The sequence below is a fragment of the Bacillus cereus group sp. N24 genome (assembly GCF_016483345.1).
GTDB classification, from domain to species: Bacteria; Bacillota; Bacilli; order Bacillales; family Bacillaceae_G; genus Bacillus_A; species Bacillus_A toyonensis.
Genome location: NZ_JAEHCA010000016.1, coordinates 117,930 through 134,120, shown reverse-complemented (window position 1 = coordinate 134,120; position 16,191 = coordinate 117,930). Strand labels below are relative to the sequence as shown.

Genomic DNA, 16,191 nt, shown 5'->3' with positions numbered 1-16,191 from the left:
TCCTTGTGGTGCTTTCGTCTCTTTTAATGTGTACTTCCCTGGTTCTAATTTCTGAGAGATTACTTTACCTGTTTTATCTGTTCGTAATGTCTCTACTTTTTTACCATCTTTATACACTTCGAATTCTGCGTCTGATAATACTTTCGCTTTATCATTCGCATCTACTTTTACGATTTCGAATTGACCTGTTACTTTTTCGTTCGTCACTTCTTGTTTTACTACTTCATTCGCTACGATGTTTACTTCTACTGTCACTTCCAGCGCTTTATAACCTTCTGGCGCTTTCGCTTCCTCTAACGTGTATTTTCCTGGCACTACGTTTTCGAATTTCACAACACCATCTTTATCTGTTGTTTTCGCCTCTCCAACTACTTGACCAGATTCATTCTTTAATTTAAATTCTGCGCCCGCTAGAACTTTTCCACTTTCTGCATCCTTTTTGATTACTTGTAAGCTTCCTAGTTCTTTCGCGTTTTCCACTTGTACTTGTACTACTTTATTTGCTTCCACAACGACTTCAATTTCTTCTTTTAACAACTTATATCCTTGTGGTGCTTTCGTCTCTTTTAATGTGTACTTCCCTGGTTCTAATTTCTGAGAGATTACTTTACCTGTTTTATTTGTTCGTAATGTCTCTACTTTTTTACCGTCTTTATACACTTCGAATTCTGCGTCTGATAATAGTTTCTCTTTATCATTTGCATCCACTTTTACAATTTCAAATTGACCAAGGCTCTTACTATTCGTTACTTTTACATCAATAACTTTTTCACCGTCAACTGTTACATGAATTACTTGTTTTGTTAACTCATAACCTTCTGGCGCTTTTGTTTCTTGTAACGTATATTCCCCCGGCACTAGTCCGTCTACTTTTACAGTTCCGGACTCATCTGTTGTAATTCCTTCTTTTACAACATTTCCTTTCGCATCTTTCAATGTAAATTGTGCGCCTGCTAAACGTTTCGTTTGATCTTTATCATCCATTTTAATAATTTGTAGAGAACCTAAGATTTTTTCGTTTTCTGCCTCTACTTTTACTACTTCTTTCTCGTTTTGAATTGTTACTTTCCATTCTTTATTAGAAAGTTTATAGCCCGTTGGTGCTTTCGTCTCTTTCACTGTGTATTCACCTAATGGTAATTTCGGTGACATCACTTTTCCACTCTCATCTGTTTTCAGTTCCGCTACCTTTTTACCATCTTTATACACTTCGAATTCTGCACCTGATAATACTTTCGTTTTATCATTCGCATCTACTTTCACAATTTCGAATTGACCTGTTACTTTTTCATTCGTAACTTCTTGTTTTACTACTTCATTCGCTACAACATTTACTTCTACTGTCACTTCTAGCGCTTTGTAACCTTCTGGCGCTTTCGTTTCTTCTAACGTGTATTTTCCTGGCACTACGTTTTCGAACTTCACTACGCCATCTTTATCTGTTGTTTTCGTTTCTCCAACTACTTGACCACTTTCGTTTTTCAGTATAAATTCTGCGCCTGCTAGAACTTTTCCACTCTCTGCATCCTTTTTGATTATTTGTAAGCTTCCCAGTTCTTTCGCGTTTTCCACTTGTACTTGTACTACTTTATTTGCTTCCACAACGACTTCAATTTCTTCTTTTAACAACTTATATCCTTGTGGTGCTTTCGTTTCTTTTAATGTGTACTTCCCTGGTTCTAATTTCTGAGAAATCACTTTACCTGTTTTATCTGTTCGTAACGTATCTACTTTCTTACCGTCTTTATACACTTCAAATTCTGCGTCTGATAATAGTTTCTCTTTATCATTTGCATCTACTTTCACGATTTCGAATTGACCTGTTACTTTTTCAGGGATTTTTTTATTCAACACATCTACAGTAATTACTTTATTAGCCTCTACATTTACAGGAACTGAACTAGATGATAGTTCATATCCTTTCGGGGCTTCTACCTCTTTTAATGTATATGTTCCAACTGGAAGTTGTTTTAATAAAGCTTCACCTTTACTGTCTGTAATAATTGTTTCGACAACTTTCCCATCTTTATCGATAACATCAAATTTTGCACCTGGTAGAAGTTGACCAGATTCATTATCTTTTTTCAACAATTTAAATTGGCCATTTTCAACTTTTTTCGTATTCTTCATAACAAGTTCAATTACGTTTGTACTATCAATTGTTACTTTTACTGGTGTATCAACTTTTATATATCCTTCTGGTGCACTAATTTCTTTTACAAAATAATCACCAAGTGGTAAATCTTTAACTTCCGCAATACCCTTTTCGTTTGTTGTAACAGTAGCCACAACAGTATTATCTTTGTCTATAACATCAAATTTTGCGTCTTTTAAAACAATGTTTTCATCGTTTTCATCAACTTTTTTAATTTGTAAATTTCCTTTTTCAGCTGCTGGCTTATTCCATTTCGGCCAGTTAAATTTAAAGTTATGAACCTCAAATCCATCTCTTTGGTGTAATCCTCCAACATAGGCTTGTCCATTAATAGAACCACCTTTTGTCTCTACAACTGCATTAGGTGCAAACACACTACCTACTACACCATAACCTTTAGTTGTTATCTTTGTAGCATTAGGAAACACCCAAATTACCTTACTAGCTAACTCAGTAAAAGATGAATTAGGGTCGTATGCTTGAGATGTATTAATTAAGTCTGTTGCCATCCCAGTATTTCTTGTATCATACAAAATTGCACCGCCACCAAAACTCACTTCTTCTGCATCTGAATAAATAACAATGAAGTCTTTATTCTCTACATTTGGAAGATAAACGTCTTTTACATCAAATGTTTTCTTTCCCGTTTGGCCTGAAGAGACATAAATATTAGGGTTGTTTACATCTTCACCGATTCCAAAGCTCATATTAAGTGTTGGCTTATCAGTGTGTAATTGGCCCGCATCCCCGATTACACCATCAACGTCTTTTCTAAATTCTTTAAACTTAGCATCAATCTCCGCTTGCTCTTTATAAGAGATACGGTCATATGATGTTTTCATTGCGCCATCTGGGTCACCGTCTTTTGTCATCGCCACTGTTCCATCTTGAATAATTACTTGTCCTGCTCCCGCTTTCGTAAATTGACCACCTAATAATAATGATGGATATCCTTCATCTATCCATGTTGCTCCAGCTAAGTTATTTGCTCCAGTTGCAGCCGCTACGACTGTATAACTTGATGCGTTCATATTTTTCTGAACAGCCATCGCACCTTCAATATCCGCACTCGTTGCACTATGATCTCCAAAAATGATGGCGTTGTAATAAGATACATCACCTAAACCTTTTAATTCTGTTGTAGCTGCCTCTGCTTTAAATGGTAAATGGATTAAAAAATTCATACATATTAGTAATACAACTATTAAACTACTACTTAACTTTTTAATTTTTTGATTAAATGATTTCCTCAAGAAATTCATTCCCCCTTTTAAACTTCCTAAAATCATAAAAAGAAACACATTTCATATGTGCCAGATCTTACTCACATTAACTTAAAATAATCCATTTAAATAAAACAAAGAAACGCTACAACTAATTAATAAAATTACTACAATTCATTTTTGAAATAATACGTGAACTACACTATCATGCGGAAATGTTTTACATACGGGAGCCCAATAAAATTTATCTGAAGAATATTTCATGTGGTGTAACTATTTTGGGAACATCATCCACTTTACATTAGTTTTCTAAAGGATTCAAGTGAATTGTATAGATTTCATACACAATTCACAACCTAAAACGCTTTCATTCCTTTTAGTAAGTTCAACAAAAAAACGTAGCCACAAAGCTACGTTTTTCTTTCATCGTTTCGGTGTATTTTTATGGTTTTTCAAAAACGGAAGTGGGAATTGCTTACGGAAATGCTCTTTAATCATATACTCCACACCGTTCTCACTATTTGAACGTGTAATCCAATCTGCCGCTTGCTTTAACTCTACAGGCGCGTTCCCCATCGCTACCCCAAGTCCAACGTTTTCAATGACCTCTAAATCTTCCATGCTATCCCCAATCGCAACCATTTCATTTAGCGAAATATTTAAATGCTCTCCAAGCAACTGTAATCCGCGTAACTTTGATACATTTTGTGGCAAAATTTCTATTCGTTTTGCGTCACATTCAACATACTCTATATCTTGGAATGCTTTTCTTAGCGTAGTTAGCCCTCTTTCCTTTTCACCTTTACTATGGAAAACAACATCAATTTTTGGTGCCGCTACCGGATGATCACGAAGCGCATCGCCTAACGAATCTACAAATTGAACTGGATAAAATAACGGATCTGCGCTTGATAATACAGTACGCGCAATTAAGTTTGGTGTATTTCTCTCCCGGTTTCCGATTGAAAACCGCTCATGAGAAATGCGTACATTACAATCAAAGTGCTCTAACACTTGCACAATGTTAAAAGTCTTCTCTTCAGATAATCTTCTTTGAACGTACGGCTTATCTAACGTTGCTGAAACGAAAGCACCACCATGTGTCACTAATATAGAATCTAATTTTAACGCCTTTGCTACTTTATGAGCGGATTGAAAATTACGACTCGTAAATAATGTAACGTATACATCTTTTCTTTTCACAAATTCAATTGTTTCTCGTAATCCTTTTGCGATTTTTCCGTTATTGTATAGTAGTGTCCCATCTATATTAAGAGCTAGTAAGCGATAAATCATGTCGCACTCCCCCTCTTCGCTGTTGTACTCTATCCATAATTTATGAAATAAATGTAGCAAATAGAACGAGTTAGAATTACTACTGAAAATTTGGTTTACTATATACATATACACTCAGTAAAGGAGATAGTACAATGCAGGCACCACCTTCTTTTTACGAAGGCGACACGTTAGAAGTCGCAAAGAAATTACTCGGCCAAAAACTCGTTCATATTGTAGACGGAATAAAACGAAGCGGAATCATTGTAGAAGTAGAAGCATATAAAGGCCCAGATGATAAGGCCGCACATAGTTACGGCGGCAGACGGACAGATCGCACAGAAGTTATGTTTGGTGCACCAGGGCATGCTTACGTATATTTAATTTACGGTATGTATCATTGTTTTAACGTCATTACAGCGCCAGTTGGCACCCCGCAAGGCGTTCTCATTCGAGCCCTTGAGCCGGTAGATGGGATCGAAGAAATAAAACTAGCGCGCTACAACAAAAACGACATTACAAAAGCACAGTATAAAAATTTAACGAACGGACCTGGAAAACTATGCCGTGCACTCGGAATTACTTTAGAAGAACGAGGCGTATCATTACAAAGTGACACATTACATATTGAACTCGTTCCAGAAGAAGAACACATATCATCACAATATAAAATAACAGCAGGACCTCGTATTAACATCGATTATGCAGAAGAAGCTGTGCATTATCCGTGGCGGTTTTATTATGAGGGGCATCGGTTTGTTTCAAAGAAATAAGCGATATCAACGATTTTTCAAATATATCTATCGTAACTTACAATATATCAACGATTTTTCGAATATATCTATCGTAACTTACAATATATCAACGATTTTTCGAATATATCTATCGTAACTTACAATATATCAACGGTTCGACAAGAAATATCGATTTATCGACAAATAATAACATTACGAATAAAAGAAGACTGTTCCAAAATGGAACAGTCTTTCCCTCTTACTCTGCACCTTCCGCAGTCGCAATATCATTTTCTAAGTTTTCTCTTGATAATTCAGCCGCCATAAAGTCAGCTGTTTCTGGAAGTGCTAAATGCATATGAGCTTTTTGACAAATTTGGATCGTACAGTTTTCAACAACATAGTCGAAAACATGTCCGCCCCCGCGAATTTCATCATCAATATAATGTAAGTGGAACCCAGCTACACCAATGCCTTGCGCGTAATCTGGTGTCCAAAATCCAGCTAGCGTACCTTCTGTATGTTTAAATGAAAAGATCGGCTGTGATTTCGTCACTTCAACGAGCGGTGTATACGGTTTTTCTTGTCTCGGAACGGTTCTCGTTCTTACTTCACGGAATGTACCGTCCATTCGAATAGCGTAGAATAAGTTTTTACTCGGCATTAATTCATGTAATAACGCTTCAACTTCTTCACGATTCATCGGACGCTCTACCGTATAACTCATTTCTTTTTCAAAAAACGTTACAGTCGCAAATGGCGTTGTTTCTTCTGGCTCTACTTTTTCTGCTGAACCGTCTGAACGTAAATGATAAAATTCATTATCAAATGCAATCATTTCACCATCTAATTGATCAAATGTGCCGATGCCGAAATCACCATGTTTTTTCAAATCTTCAAAGCTAATCACACCATCATATATACCATCTAATAGCGCAAGCATTGTAGATGTTTGATATACTTCATTACTCGTTTTCGTTTTTTTTGCATCAATATCAATTAATTGCGCAACAGTCATCTCAAATCTGCCTCCATTAGTTTAATTGGTTTGGTAATAATTTTTCGCTTAATTTAATGTTGTCACGATAGTCAATTGGAATATCAATAATGACAGGACCATCTGCTGCTAATGCTTCTTTTAATACCCCTTCTAATTCATCAGGCGTGTTAACACGAAGACCTAACGCCCCGAAACTTTCTGCATATTTCACAAGATCAACATCGCCAAACTCTGTAGCTGATGTTCTACCGTATTTCATCATTTGTTGGAACGCAACCATATCATATGTACCGTCTCTCCAAACGAGATGTACAACCGGTGCATTTAAACGTACCGCTGTTTCTAACTCCATCGAAGAGAATAAGAAACCACCATCACCTGACACGGAAACAACTTTTTTTCCCGGTTCAACTAAAGTAGCGGCAATTGCCCAAGGTAGTGCAACACCTAACGTTTGCATACCGTTACTAAATAATAGTCTACGTGGTTCATAAGAACGGAAACATCTCGCCATCCAAATAGAATGGGAACCGATGTCACACGTAACAGTTGTATCGTCACTAATTAAAGAACGAAGTGTGCGAATGACTTGAAGCGGATGCGTAACACCTTCAGAAGCGCGGTTTGGAACTTCTGCTTGCTCTGATAACTTCGCGCGCAATCGTTCTAACACTGCTTCTGATTCTGTGCTTAATACAAGTTTCGGTAATTTTTCTGCAATGCTATTTACAGTTAAAGCGATATCGCCAATTAATTCACGCTCTGGTTGGTAATCATGATCGATATCTGCTTGATGGTCATCAAGATGAATAATCGTTCTGTCCCCAAGTTTATTCCAAAATTTCGGATCGTACTCAATTGGATCATAACCGATAGAAATAACGAGATCCGCTTCTTCTAGTAAAATATCACCTGGTTGGTTACGGAATAATCCAACGCGGCCGAAGAAATGATCTTCTAACTCACGTGAAATGGCACCAGCTGCTTGATACGTTTCAACGACAGGAAGTTCTGTATCTGCAATTAATTCACGAACAGCTTTTGTCACTTCATTTGTGCTCGCTCTCATACCGAGTAAAATAACTGGTAATTTTGCTGACTTTATTTTTTCTACTACATATGTAATTTCATATGTGGGAGCGATTCCAAGCTGTGGCTTAGAAAGCGCACCAATAGACTCTACAGTCGTTTCCGCAGTCATAACATCTTGCGGAAGACTTACTAAAGTTGCTCCCGGATTTGTGGAGGTAGCACTTCGAAATGCATTTGATAGTGCTTCTGGCACATTATCAGGATGCTCTACTTCTACGCTATATTTTGTGATTGGTTCGAATAGTGCAGCATTATCCATAGATTGATGCGTACGTTTTAATCGATCCGTACGTGGAACTGCACCAGCTAAAGCAACAACGGGATCACTCTCCGCATTCGCAGTAACAAGACCTGTCGCTAAATTTGATGTCCCTGGTCCTGAAGTTACAAGACACACACCCGGTTTCCCTGTTAATCTACCAATAGCAGCTGCCATAAATGCTGCGTTTTGTTCATGACGACAAACGATTAACTCTGGTCCTCTTTCTTGCAGTACATCAAATACAGAGTCAATCTTCGCTCCTGGAATACCGAAAACATGTGTAACACCTTGTTTAATTAAACAATCAACAACAAGATCTGCTCCTTTTGTTTTTGTCTTCACGTCGTTTGCTTTTACACCTGTACTCAAACTAATCATCCCTTTATTTCATAATGTGTGTAATAAAGATTTTAATTTCACCTAGTTAATTAACGTGGTGAAGTATCATTTATCATTATATTACAAATGCATTATTTTTCCAACAATATGAATTTGACAGTATTTTGACAACCCTTAAAGAATACGCTTACAATTAATTTGTTTTTTAAAATAACATTTACTTTTAAACTTAATTCCCTAAACAAAAAAGACGCCCCATAAAGGAGCGTCTTCCACTATTACGCTTGTTGCGCGCTATATAATTCTTCAAGTGGCTTCATGATAATTTTGTTAACGTCGCCGATTACAACGTTTAAGCGTTGCTCAGTTTCCATTAATTTTGTAATTTTAGCATCTTGTTGAATACGAGCTACAACTTCTTGTGCTTGTTGGTTGTCTTCTTCAGTAATTTCTTGGCCTTGCATCATTTTTTGTTGTAGGCTAAGTTGCATCGTACGGAACTCTTCAAATAAGTTCTTTGAAGCTGCATCTCCTTGTACTGCCGCATAGCTCTCTTTTAAAGTTTTGAAGTCTTCGTTTTCAGCGATTGCTTTTTGTAATTCATATGCTACATCATGAATGTTTTTTGTCATTTTATTTTTCCTCCTTTAGAAGGCTAGCGCTTTTCGCTCACACTGCCTTTTAAGTGCATTTACATACGCACCTCTTCTTACCATATCAAACTATGCAAGAGATGTGAAGAAATTTCACTCTTATTTCTATGTACTTATCTTTACTACCTAAGGAACAACAGTAACAACCCTTGCACGAGTCCAATCATTCCGCCTAATAAGGCACCTAAATACGTAATCATTTTCAGCTCATTTTTTGTAATGGACAGAACTAAATCTTCTAGTCTCTCTGTTGAAAATGTAGACACTTCTTGCTGGACAATTTCCGCAAGATGTAGATTATTTAGTATGGTCTCTACATTTTCTGTCCCCCACTTCAAGCCTTTCGTTACTGCGCTTGGAACCACTTTTTCAATGATTGTTTCTCGAACTGGCGCACACACTTGCTGTACAGATTGGTTTAAAAACTTACTCACTGTTTCCTCAACTTTAACTGCAGACAATATGGAGCTTACAATCATTTCTTTTTCTACAAACGTTTCTAATTCTTTTACATCTCTTTCCTTTAACTTTTCCCACTCTTTTTGCAGTACATTAGTTAAAAGCTTTTCCGTACCATCTTGACCTAAAAATTTAATTACCTCTGGCTGCACACGATCCACTACACTTACATTCCCTAGAAACATCCCGACTAAGTTAAGTAATGTTCCACGAGAAGCAAAGAAATCATCAATCATTTTTGAAAGGCGCGCTTTCCCTTCTTCACTTTCAAAAAATTCAATTCCTCGCTCTAAAATAAAAGCCGAGACATTTGGAATTGCATTCTCTATTTTTTCATGTACAGAATGAGGTAAAGCTTGTTCCCATGTATATGTATAGTACTCCGCTAAAAATTCCTGAACTTTTTTTGTAATCACATGCTCGATTTTCCCGGTCGCCTCTTCTTCTACATGTGCTACATTCCATTTTTCTAACATATGTCGCAGTGATTGTTCATTCGTAATGACTTTATCCACTTCCACTTGCACCCAGTGAATTAAACTTTTTTGAAACTCTTCATTTGTTAGCTTTTTTCCGATTCCTTCTGGCGTTAACAAATGCTCGACTACCATTTTCCCTAATTGAACAGCAAGCTCATCACGTCGCTTCGGAATTAATCCAGGTGTAAATGGCAATTGAAACTTTCCAATATAAATAGGGCGATGGGGACGAAATAACATTTTTATCGCTAAGTGGTTCGTATATCCTCCAATAATTGCTCCGAGCCCTGTCGTCGTTAACATATTCAACCATATATTCATTACAATCAACCTTTCGCTTCTCCAAAACTATAGCATATCATCATACGGACAAAAGTATAATGGTATAAAAATGTATTTGCAATATATAGCTTCGCCTATTATGCCAACACTTTGTTAGTAAAGGAGTGATTTCGTTGGTTCTCGGTATTTTAACTTCCCGACCTCATTATGAGCAAACGTATTACACCGAAATCGCCAAACGCGCTCGGCTTTATCATAATGTCGTTGCCCAGTTTACACCATTTTGTATTGATCCTAAAACAGACCTTGTTTCTGGTCTTATTTATGATACAGATACAGGAAAATGGAAAGAGCAAACATTCCCTATTCCTTCTTATATATACGATCGTTCTTCTTTTAACGAGGATACAGACTTTGAAAAAGCTAAATCAATTATTTATTCATTACACAACCGTCCTTCCACTACCTTTTTAAATAACACACTTATTGACTTAAGCGAACTACATGATTTATTTCTTACTAATAAAAAATTATCTCCTTATATACCAAAATTTGAAATAGCAACGATACAAAACATTTTCAAACTTTTATTAAAAACAAAAGATATTATTATACGTCCTACTCATACACATTCCAATGAAAGTCTGTACCGGATCGCTTATAAAAATAAAACGTTTCATATCGATACAATACATGACGCATATCATACTTCTACTCCAATCAAACGGACAGATGAGTTTATATCTTGGTACAAATCTAACATACAATCAACACGTTATATCACCCATACGATGCTACAACCACCGAACCAACTAACGTATCCACTCCACATTCGAACCATTTTGCAAAAAAATAAAGAACAAAAATGGAACGTTATCGGTCAATTTATACAAAAAAGCTCATTTCCGAACCAATTTTTACTTTCCGTAACGGATGATTCCTCGCTGCATTCATTATCAAAAATTAAATATGTACTATCTAATACCGGTGTGCAACTATTACAAGACGCTTTACACGACATTATAAATGAAGTGTTTCAAACATTAGATCAATCTTATTCTTCTTTATTCGAACTAGAACTTTCCACAATTATGGATCAAAAAGGGGCGATTTGGCTTATGTATGTCAACACGATTCCCCCTTACGAACGTTACATTCATCATAATGATTCGTTAGCTGAAAAGATCTTTCACGGACCACTAAAATTTAGCCGCTTTACACCATAACGAAAGGAGGGAATCCCATTTTGAAAGAGCACATATATACATTAAACATTTCAGATGAGCATCCAAATAGTATTACTTTACCTTACATTTTTTCTATTACACCACCTATTACATCCCTTTCCTTCGGCAGACGCCATGTTGCAAGTGAAGAGGTAAAAATTCATTATTCCTTTACTCGAGAAATTATGATTGGAAAACGAATTGCAGAAAAACTTTTACTCCCTCATTCCACTACCATTCATGCCTTTACACAAAATGAAACAATTATTTTCGGACCATTAGTCGGTATTTTCACAACTGGTTTTAACGATGACTCACCTATTCCTTTAGGAAACCGTTCCACATCTCTCAGTGAGTTACTAACACCACCATTTACATTACGACCGTTCGTATTCGTTTTTGGCGTTCAACATATAAACTGGGAAGAAGAAACGATTGATGGGTATTTCTTTCAAGAAGGAAAATGGCTAAAGAAAAAAATTCCTTTGCCCAATGTCATTTACGATCGACTACCAAATCGTAAAGCAGAAAATTATAAACCAATCGTTAGAGCAAAAAGGAAATTAGAACATGACTATAACATTCCATGGTTTAACCCAGGATTTTTCAATAAATGGGACGTTCATCAACTTCTCATGAAGGACGATTCAATTGTGCCTTTATTACCAAACACAGAGACATTTCAGCACTTCGAACAAGTAGAACGGTTTCTTGGCACATATAAATCAATTTACATGAAACCGATACACGGTAGCTTCGGAAGAAATATTCATCAACTATTTTATTCTCAAACAGAGAATTGCTACTACTGTCGTTATCGCGAAAATGAAGAGAATAAACTAAGAAAGTATCAATCATTAGAAACACTTCTGAACCACGTATTAAAAGGACATGATTTAAAGAAGTTTATCGTACAGCAAGGTATATCTTTACTTCGCTTCGACGGGCAACCTGTTGATTTTCGCATTCATACAAATAAAAACCATTTCGGTAATTGGGTCGTCAGTGCCATCGTCGCCAAAATTGCTGGCAAAGGTAGCTTAACTACACATGTAAATAGCGGTGGTGATACAAAATTACTACAAGAACTTTTTCCAGATTCAACGAAACAAGTTCAAATTGAAAATAAATTAAAACAAACAGCCTTGCAAATAAGTTACGCGCTCGATGGGCAAGTAACTGGGAACATTGGAGAAATCGGTTTTGATATTGGTTTAGACATGCAGGAAAATCCTTGGCTATTTGAAGCAAACTCAAAACCTGGGCGAACTGTATTCCAAGATGAAAAATTAAAAGAACAAAGTGAACTGACGCGCCAATTATTTTACGAATATGCTATCTACTTAACTGAACATTCTTTGCGCGATGCAAAAGAAAAAATGTCCCAAATGAAATTAGGGACTTCATCAAACACCGAACATATCCCTGCTCCTATGATTCACTCACAAATACGAAAACAAAAACTTCCACCTCATTCATAAGGTGGAAGTTTTCTATTTACACAAGTTTTACTACAACCTCCGTTTCCACGTTACATACTCCGCAATAAAAAATATGATTGCAATATTCTTGTGAATGATTATGTGTTAATCCATCTACCTCACTTAATAATTCCTGATCCATATACGCACTATAATCGTCTATGTAATCAACAGTTTTCCCATAATCTTGGAGTATACCTTGGCAATTTTGACAAGAATATGTTTGTGATTCTAATGCGTTACAAAGCGGGCAAATCCCCATCATGATTCCTCCATACATTATCGTTTAACATCATTTAAAGACTTTCTTTTTAGGTTGAAGAAAGCATCTAGCCATGAGTAGATACGGTCAGTTCCTTTCCTTTCCATGCCCCATCCTTAGTTAAACTAGAAATGAGAAGTTACTGCCTTTTAGTTTTTATATTACTAAACTGCAATTGTAATGTATCTCACTTTCATAAACGATTAATAAAAAGCTAATTATTAGCTCTAACATAGCAGGATTCAAAGAGAACACCATATTTAATATCGCTCTTAGTTTAGCCTTCTTTCTTAAAAATACAACGATTACTCTTATTTCATAATTTACGAAATCACTACATTTTTTTGACAAAATTTACAAATTATTATTTTGTATATCTTTCTAGGTAACATCCATACTATGAGTACAAACTTAATTACCGATGGATTAGCGCCAAACGGGGCGATAATATCTGGTTCAAATCCAGCTAGTCCAACCAAAAAAATTTTTATAACTCTAAGGAGGATATATTCCTATGGCAAACCAAAATTCTTCAAATCAATTAGTAGTACCAGGAGCAACAGCTGCAATCGATCAAATGAAGTACGAAATCGCTCAAGAATTTGGTGTACAATTAGGAGCAGATTCTACGGCTCGTGCTAACGGTTCTGTTGGTGGAGAAATCACAAAACGTCTAGTTGCAATGGCTGAGCAAAGCCTTGGCGGATTCCAAAAATAAATATATATGGCAAAAAGGTCTCAAGGCATATGCCTTGAGACCTTTCTTAATTATTGAAGCATTTGTAAAAACTTCTTCGTTCGTTCTTCTTTTGGATTTGTAAATACATCTTCTGGTATACCTTGTTCGACAACGACACCGCCATCCATAAAAATAACGCGATTCGCAATTTGATGAGCAAAACGCATCTCATGCGTTACAATAACCATCGTCATGCCTTCTTTAGCAAGTTCTTTCATTACCTTTAGAACTTCTTGAACGAGTTCAGGATCAAGTGCTGACGTCGGTTCATCAAATAGTAACACTTCCGGCTCCATCGCAAGCGCGCGAGCAATTCCAACGCGCTGTTGTTGTCCCCCTGATAATTGGAACGGATATAAATCCACTTTATCTGCTAAACCAACTTTTTCAAGGAAGTAGTTTGCTTTTTTCTTCGCTTCTTCTTTCCCCATCTTTTTCACTGTAACGAGCCCTTCCATTACATTTTGAATGGCTGTTAAATGCGGGAATAAGTTATGATGTTGGAACACCATTCCTGTTTGTGTACGAAGATTTACAATATCTTTCTTGGATACTTTTTGAGCGAAATCAAGCTCTTTATTGCCGATACGAATGCTACCAGCGTTCGGTGTTTCTAGAACGTTTAGGCAACGTAGAAACGTCGTTTTACCAGATCCAGAAGGTCCGATAATAACAACAACTTCACCCTTCTCAACTGATAGATCTATATGCTTTAGTACGGTATTATCTCCGAAACTTTTTTGTAAGTGCTGAATTGAAATCATAAAAACAAAAACTCCTTTTGTAAAAGGATTATTTTAATGTGTAGCGTTCTGAACGCTTTTCTAACATCTGTTGTACGATTGATAATAAGAAACAAATAACCCAATAAATAAGACCTGCTTCAAAATAAACAATTAAAAACTCATAGTTCATTGCCGCAATTTCCTGCGCTTTTCGGAACATTTCTGTTACTAAAATTAACGATGCTAATGAAGTATCCTTCACTAAGCTAATAAATGTATTCGAAAGCGGCGGAATTGATACGCGCGTTGCTTGCGGTAAAATAACACGTTTTAATGCTTGTGGATATGTCATCCCAATTGTATAAGCTGCTTCCCACTGTCCTTTCGGAATTGAAAGGATAGAAGCACGAATAATTTCAGATGCATACGCACCAACATTTAATGAAAATCCAATAACTGCTGCTGTATACGGCTCAACTTCAATATTAAGAGTTGGAAGACCATAGAAAATAATAAATAACTGTACAAGAAGTGGCGTTCCGCGAATGATAGATACATAGATACGAGCAATCCATTGTAAAATACGACTACCTGAAATACGCGCGAGCGCTGTTAACGTCGCCAGTATAATTCCGATAATGAATGTAATAAGCGTTAATGGAATTGTCGTAAAGACAGCTTCCTTCAGCATAGGCATGAAGGAAGACTGCATAATATCTATCCAAGTAGACAATCGATCTGAAACCAATGCACTACTTAGATACATTTTCACCGAACCATTTTTTCGCTATTTTGTCGTACGTACCATCTTTTTTCATATCTTCTAACGCTTTATCAACTTCTTGTACAAGCTTATCGCTACCTTTACGGAATAAGAATCCACTTTGTGAAGCTTCTTTTTCTGTATCTACAATTTTAATTTTTGCATCTTTTTTCGTTTCTAAGTAGTTTAATACTGATAACTTATCATTAATTGTGAAATCAACACGGCCAGTGTTTAATAATTCTGCCGCTTGGCTAAAGCCTTCTACGTTAGTAATTTCCGCACCATTTTTCTTAGCAATATCTGCATAGTTACTTGTTAAAGATTGCGCTGCTTTTAACCCTTTTACATCAGCAAATGTAGCAGGTTTATCTTTATCTTTTGCAATAACTAATACTGCTGAAGATGAAACGTATGGTTTAGAGAAATCATATTTCTTTTGACGATCTTCACGAATACCAACTTCGTTCGCAACCATATCGAAACGCTTCGCATCTAAACCAGCAAGTAAGCTATCCCATTGTGTTTCTTTAAATACAGGTTTTACACCTAAACGTTTTGCAACTTCTTCTGCTAATTCAACGTCAAATCCAGTTAATTTATTGCTTGAATCGTGGAACGTAAATGGTGGGTATGTACCTTCTGTACCAATTACAAGTTCACCGCTTTGTTTAATCTTTTGTAATGCGTCTTGACTAGCTGTATCTTTTTTCTCTTCTTTACCGCAGCCGGCTACAATCCCGATCGCTAATGTAGTTACTGCAAGCACTGAAAATAATTTTTTCATGATGGTAATCCTCCAAGTATTCTGATAGGAATTTAAAAACTATATTGATTGTATGCAATCTTGAACAATTTTTCAATGAAAATGTTCTTATTTAGTTTATCCTTTTTCTTCATAATCAAACAAAATGGAAAAATAACGCTACATACAAAAAATAAGTAACATTTTTTAATATAGCATTAATTGTAGGAAAGGTAAAATAATACTTCTTATTATGTACCTTTATCGCCGACATTTTGCCAACAAAAAAGAACTTGC

At 36.2% G+C, this 16,191-nt stretch carries 14 protein-coding genes; 4 read left to right on the top strand and 10 right to left on the bottom strand.

Annotated features, from left to right (window positions below; genetic code table 11):
- Both JDS95_RS21160 and JDS95_RS21155 read right to left on the bottom strand, forming a co-directional pair.
- Window positions 1-3,444: MSCRAMM family protein (locus tag JDS95_RS21160; RefSeq protein WP_199690770.1), on the bottom strand; the 3,444-nt coding region annotated here is incomplete at its 3' end.
- Between the two features lie 357 nt (window positions 3,445-3,801).
- Window positions 3,802-4,674: a Cof-type HAD-IIB family hydrolase gene (locus tag JDS95_RS21155; RefSeq protein ID WP_000640434.1), complete on the bottom strand. Its 873-nt coding sequence runs from the start codon at window positions 4,672-4,674 to the stop codon at window positions 3,802-3,804.
- Between the two features lie 134 nt (window positions 4,675-4,808).
- Between JDS95_RS21155 and JDS95_RS21150 the strand changes: the two genes are divergently transcribed.
- Window positions 4,809-5,426, top strand: coding sequence for a DNA-3-methyladenine glycosylase (locus JDS95_RS21150; RefSeq protein WP_001148784.1), 618 nt, complete (start codon window positions 4,809-4,811; stop codon window positions 5,424-5,426).
- A gap of 220 nt (window positions 5,427-5,646) precedes the next feature.
- Here JDS95_RS21150 and alsD read toward each other — a convergent pair whose 3' ends face one another.
- The 4 genes from alsD to JDS95_RS21130 all read right to left on the bottom strand — a co-directional run bounded on the left by alsD (window position 5,647) and on the right by JDS95_RS21130 (window position 9,992).
- Window positions 5,647-6,405: an alpha-acetolactate decarboxylase gene (alsD, locus tag JDS95_RS21145; protein WP_000215021.1), complete on the bottom strand. Its 759-nt coding sequence runs from the start codon at window positions 6,403-6,405 to the stop codon at window positions 5,647-5,649.
- A gap of 16 nt (window positions 6,406-6,421) precedes the next feature.
- The gene (gene alsS, locus JDS95_RS21140; RefSeq protein ID WP_000103540.1) at window positions 6,422-8,110 is read right to left on the bottom strand and encodes an acetolactate synthase AlsS; all 1,689 of its coding nucleotides are present in this window, start codon (window positions 8,108-8,110) and stop codon (window positions 6,422-6,424) included.
- A gap of 248 nt (window positions 8,111-8,358) precedes the next feature.
- A complete protein-coding gene (locus JDS95_RS21135; RefSeq protein WP_000164615.1) occupies window positions 8,359-8,712 on the bottom strand; it encodes a YlbF/YmcA family competence regulator in 354 nt (117 codons plus the stop codon).
- A gap of 143 nt (window positions 8,713-8,855) precedes the next feature.
- Entirely contained in the window at window positions 8,856-9,992 is a 1,137-nt protein-coding gene (locus JDS95_RS21130) for a DUF445 domain-containing protein (RefSeq protein ID WP_139823474.1), read from the bottom strand.
- A 134-nt stretch (window positions 9,993-10,126) separates the two neighbouring features.
- Between JDS95_RS21130 and JDS95_RS21125 the strand changes: the two genes are divergently transcribed.
- Together JDS95_RS21125 and JDS95_RS21120 are read left to right on the top strand one after the other, a co-directional pair.
- A complete protein-coding gene (locus tag JDS95_RS21125) occupies window positions 10,127-11,179 on the top strand; it encodes a YheC/YheD family endospore coat-associated protein (protein ID WP_000242733.1) in 1,053 nt (350 codons plus the stop codon).
- A 20-nt stretch (window positions 11,180-11,199) separates the two neighbouring features.
- Window positions 11,200-12,660 carry a YheC/YheD family endospore coat-associated protein gene (locus JDS95_RS21120; protein ID WP_085450132.1) on the top strand — a complete coding sequence of 487 codons (1,461 nt, stop codon included), beginning with the start codon at window positions 11,200-11,202 and terminating at the stop codon, window positions 12,658-12,660.
- Window positions 12,661-12,676: 16 nt separating this feature from the next.
- Here the strand turns inward: JDS95_RS21120 and JDS95_RS21115 are convergent, their stop codons facing one another.
- Window positions 12,677-12,922, bottom strand: a complete 246-nt coding sequence (locus tag JDS95_RS21115; RefSeq protein WP_000510465.1) for a hypothetical protein — start codon at window positions 12,920-12,922, stop codon at window positions 12,677-12,679.
- 514 nt (window positions 12,923-13,436) lie between these two features.
- On the opposite strand from JDS95_RS21115, the gene sasP reads away from it, so the two are divergent.
- Window positions 13,437-13,640, top strand: a complete 204-nt coding sequence (gene sasP / locus JDS95_RS21110; RefSeq protein ID WP_000013339.1) for a small acid-soluble spore protein, SasP family — start codon at window positions 13,437-13,439, stop codon at window positions 13,638-13,640.
- Between the two features lie 50 nt (window positions 13,641-13,690).
- Here sasP and JDS95_RS21105 read toward each other — a convergent pair whose 3' ends face one another.
- Genes JDS95_RS21105 through JDS95_RS21095 form a run of 3 tightly spaced genes read right to left on the bottom strand, consistent with a single transcriptional unit; the run spans window position 13,691 to window position 15,936 of the window.
- On the bottom strand, window positions 13,691-14,425 hold the full coding sequence (locus tag JDS95_RS21105) for an amino acid ABC transporter ATP-binding protein (RefSeq protein WP_085450133.1): 735 nt from the start codon (window positions 14,423-14,425) through the stop codon (window positions 13,691-13,693).
- 28 nt (window positions 14,426-14,453) lie between these two features.
- Complete coding sequence (locus JDS95_RS21100; protein WP_000281495.1) at window positions 14,454-15,152, bottom strand: amino acid ABC transporter permease; 699 nt, start codon at window positions 15,150-15,152, stop codon at window positions 14,454-14,456.
- The gene (locus JDS95_RS21095) at window positions 15,139-15,936 is read right to left on the bottom strand and encodes an amino acid ABC transporter substrate-binding protein (RefSeq protein ID WP_000732848.1); all 798 of its coding nucleotides are present in this window, start codon (window positions 15,934-15,936) and stop codon (window positions 15,139-15,141) included. The genes JDS95_RS21100 and JDS95_RS21095 overlap by 14 nt, the downstream gene beginning before the upstream one ends.
- Window positions 15,937-16,191 lie beyond the last annotated feature (255 nt).

What these genes read in the sequence shown, in the direction of transcription:
- JDS95_RS21130 (WP_139823474.1), bottom strand. Translation starts at nt 9,992, where the DNA reads ATGAATATATGGTTGAATATGTTAACGACGACAGGGCTCGGAGCAATT.
- JDS95_RS21150 (WP_001148784.1), top strand. Translation starts at nt 4,809, where the DNA reads ATGCAGGCACCACCTTCTTTTTACGAAGGCGACACGTTAGAAGTCGCA.
- JDS95_RS21105 (WP_085450133.1), bottom strand. Translation starts at nt 14,425, where the DNA reads ATGATTTCAATTCAGCACTTACAAAAAAGTTTCGGAGATAATACCGTA.
- JDS95_RS21135 (WP_000164615.1), bottom strand. Translation starts at nt 8,712, where the DNA reads ATGACAAAAAACATTCATGATGTAGCATATGAATTACAAAAAGCAATC.
- JDS95_RS21115 (WP_000510465.1), bottom strand. Translation starts at nt 12,922, where the DNA reads ATGGGGATTTGCCCGCTTTGTAACGCATTAGAATCACAAACATATTCT.
- sasP (WP_000013339.1), top strand. Translation starts at nt 13,437, where the DNA reads ATGGCAAACCAAAATTCTTCAAATCAATTAGTAGTACCAGGAGCAACA.
- JDS95_RS21095 (WP_000732848.1), bottom strand. Translation starts at nt 15,936, where the DNA reads ATGAAAAAATTATTTTCAGTGCTTGCAGTAACTACATTAGCGATCGGG.
- JDS95_RS21155 (WP_000640434.1), bottom strand. Translation starts at nt 4,674, where the DNA reads ATGATTTATCGCTTACTAGCTCTTAATATAGATGGGACACTACTATAC.
- JDS95_RS21100 (WP_000281495.1), bottom strand. Translation starts at nt 15,152, where the DNA reads ATGTATCTAAGTAGTGCATTGGTTTCAGATCGATTGTCTACTTGGATA.
- alsD (WP_000215021.1), bottom strand. Translation starts at nt 6,405, where the DNA reads ATGACTGTTGCGCAATTAATTGATATTGATGCAAAAAAAACGAAAACG.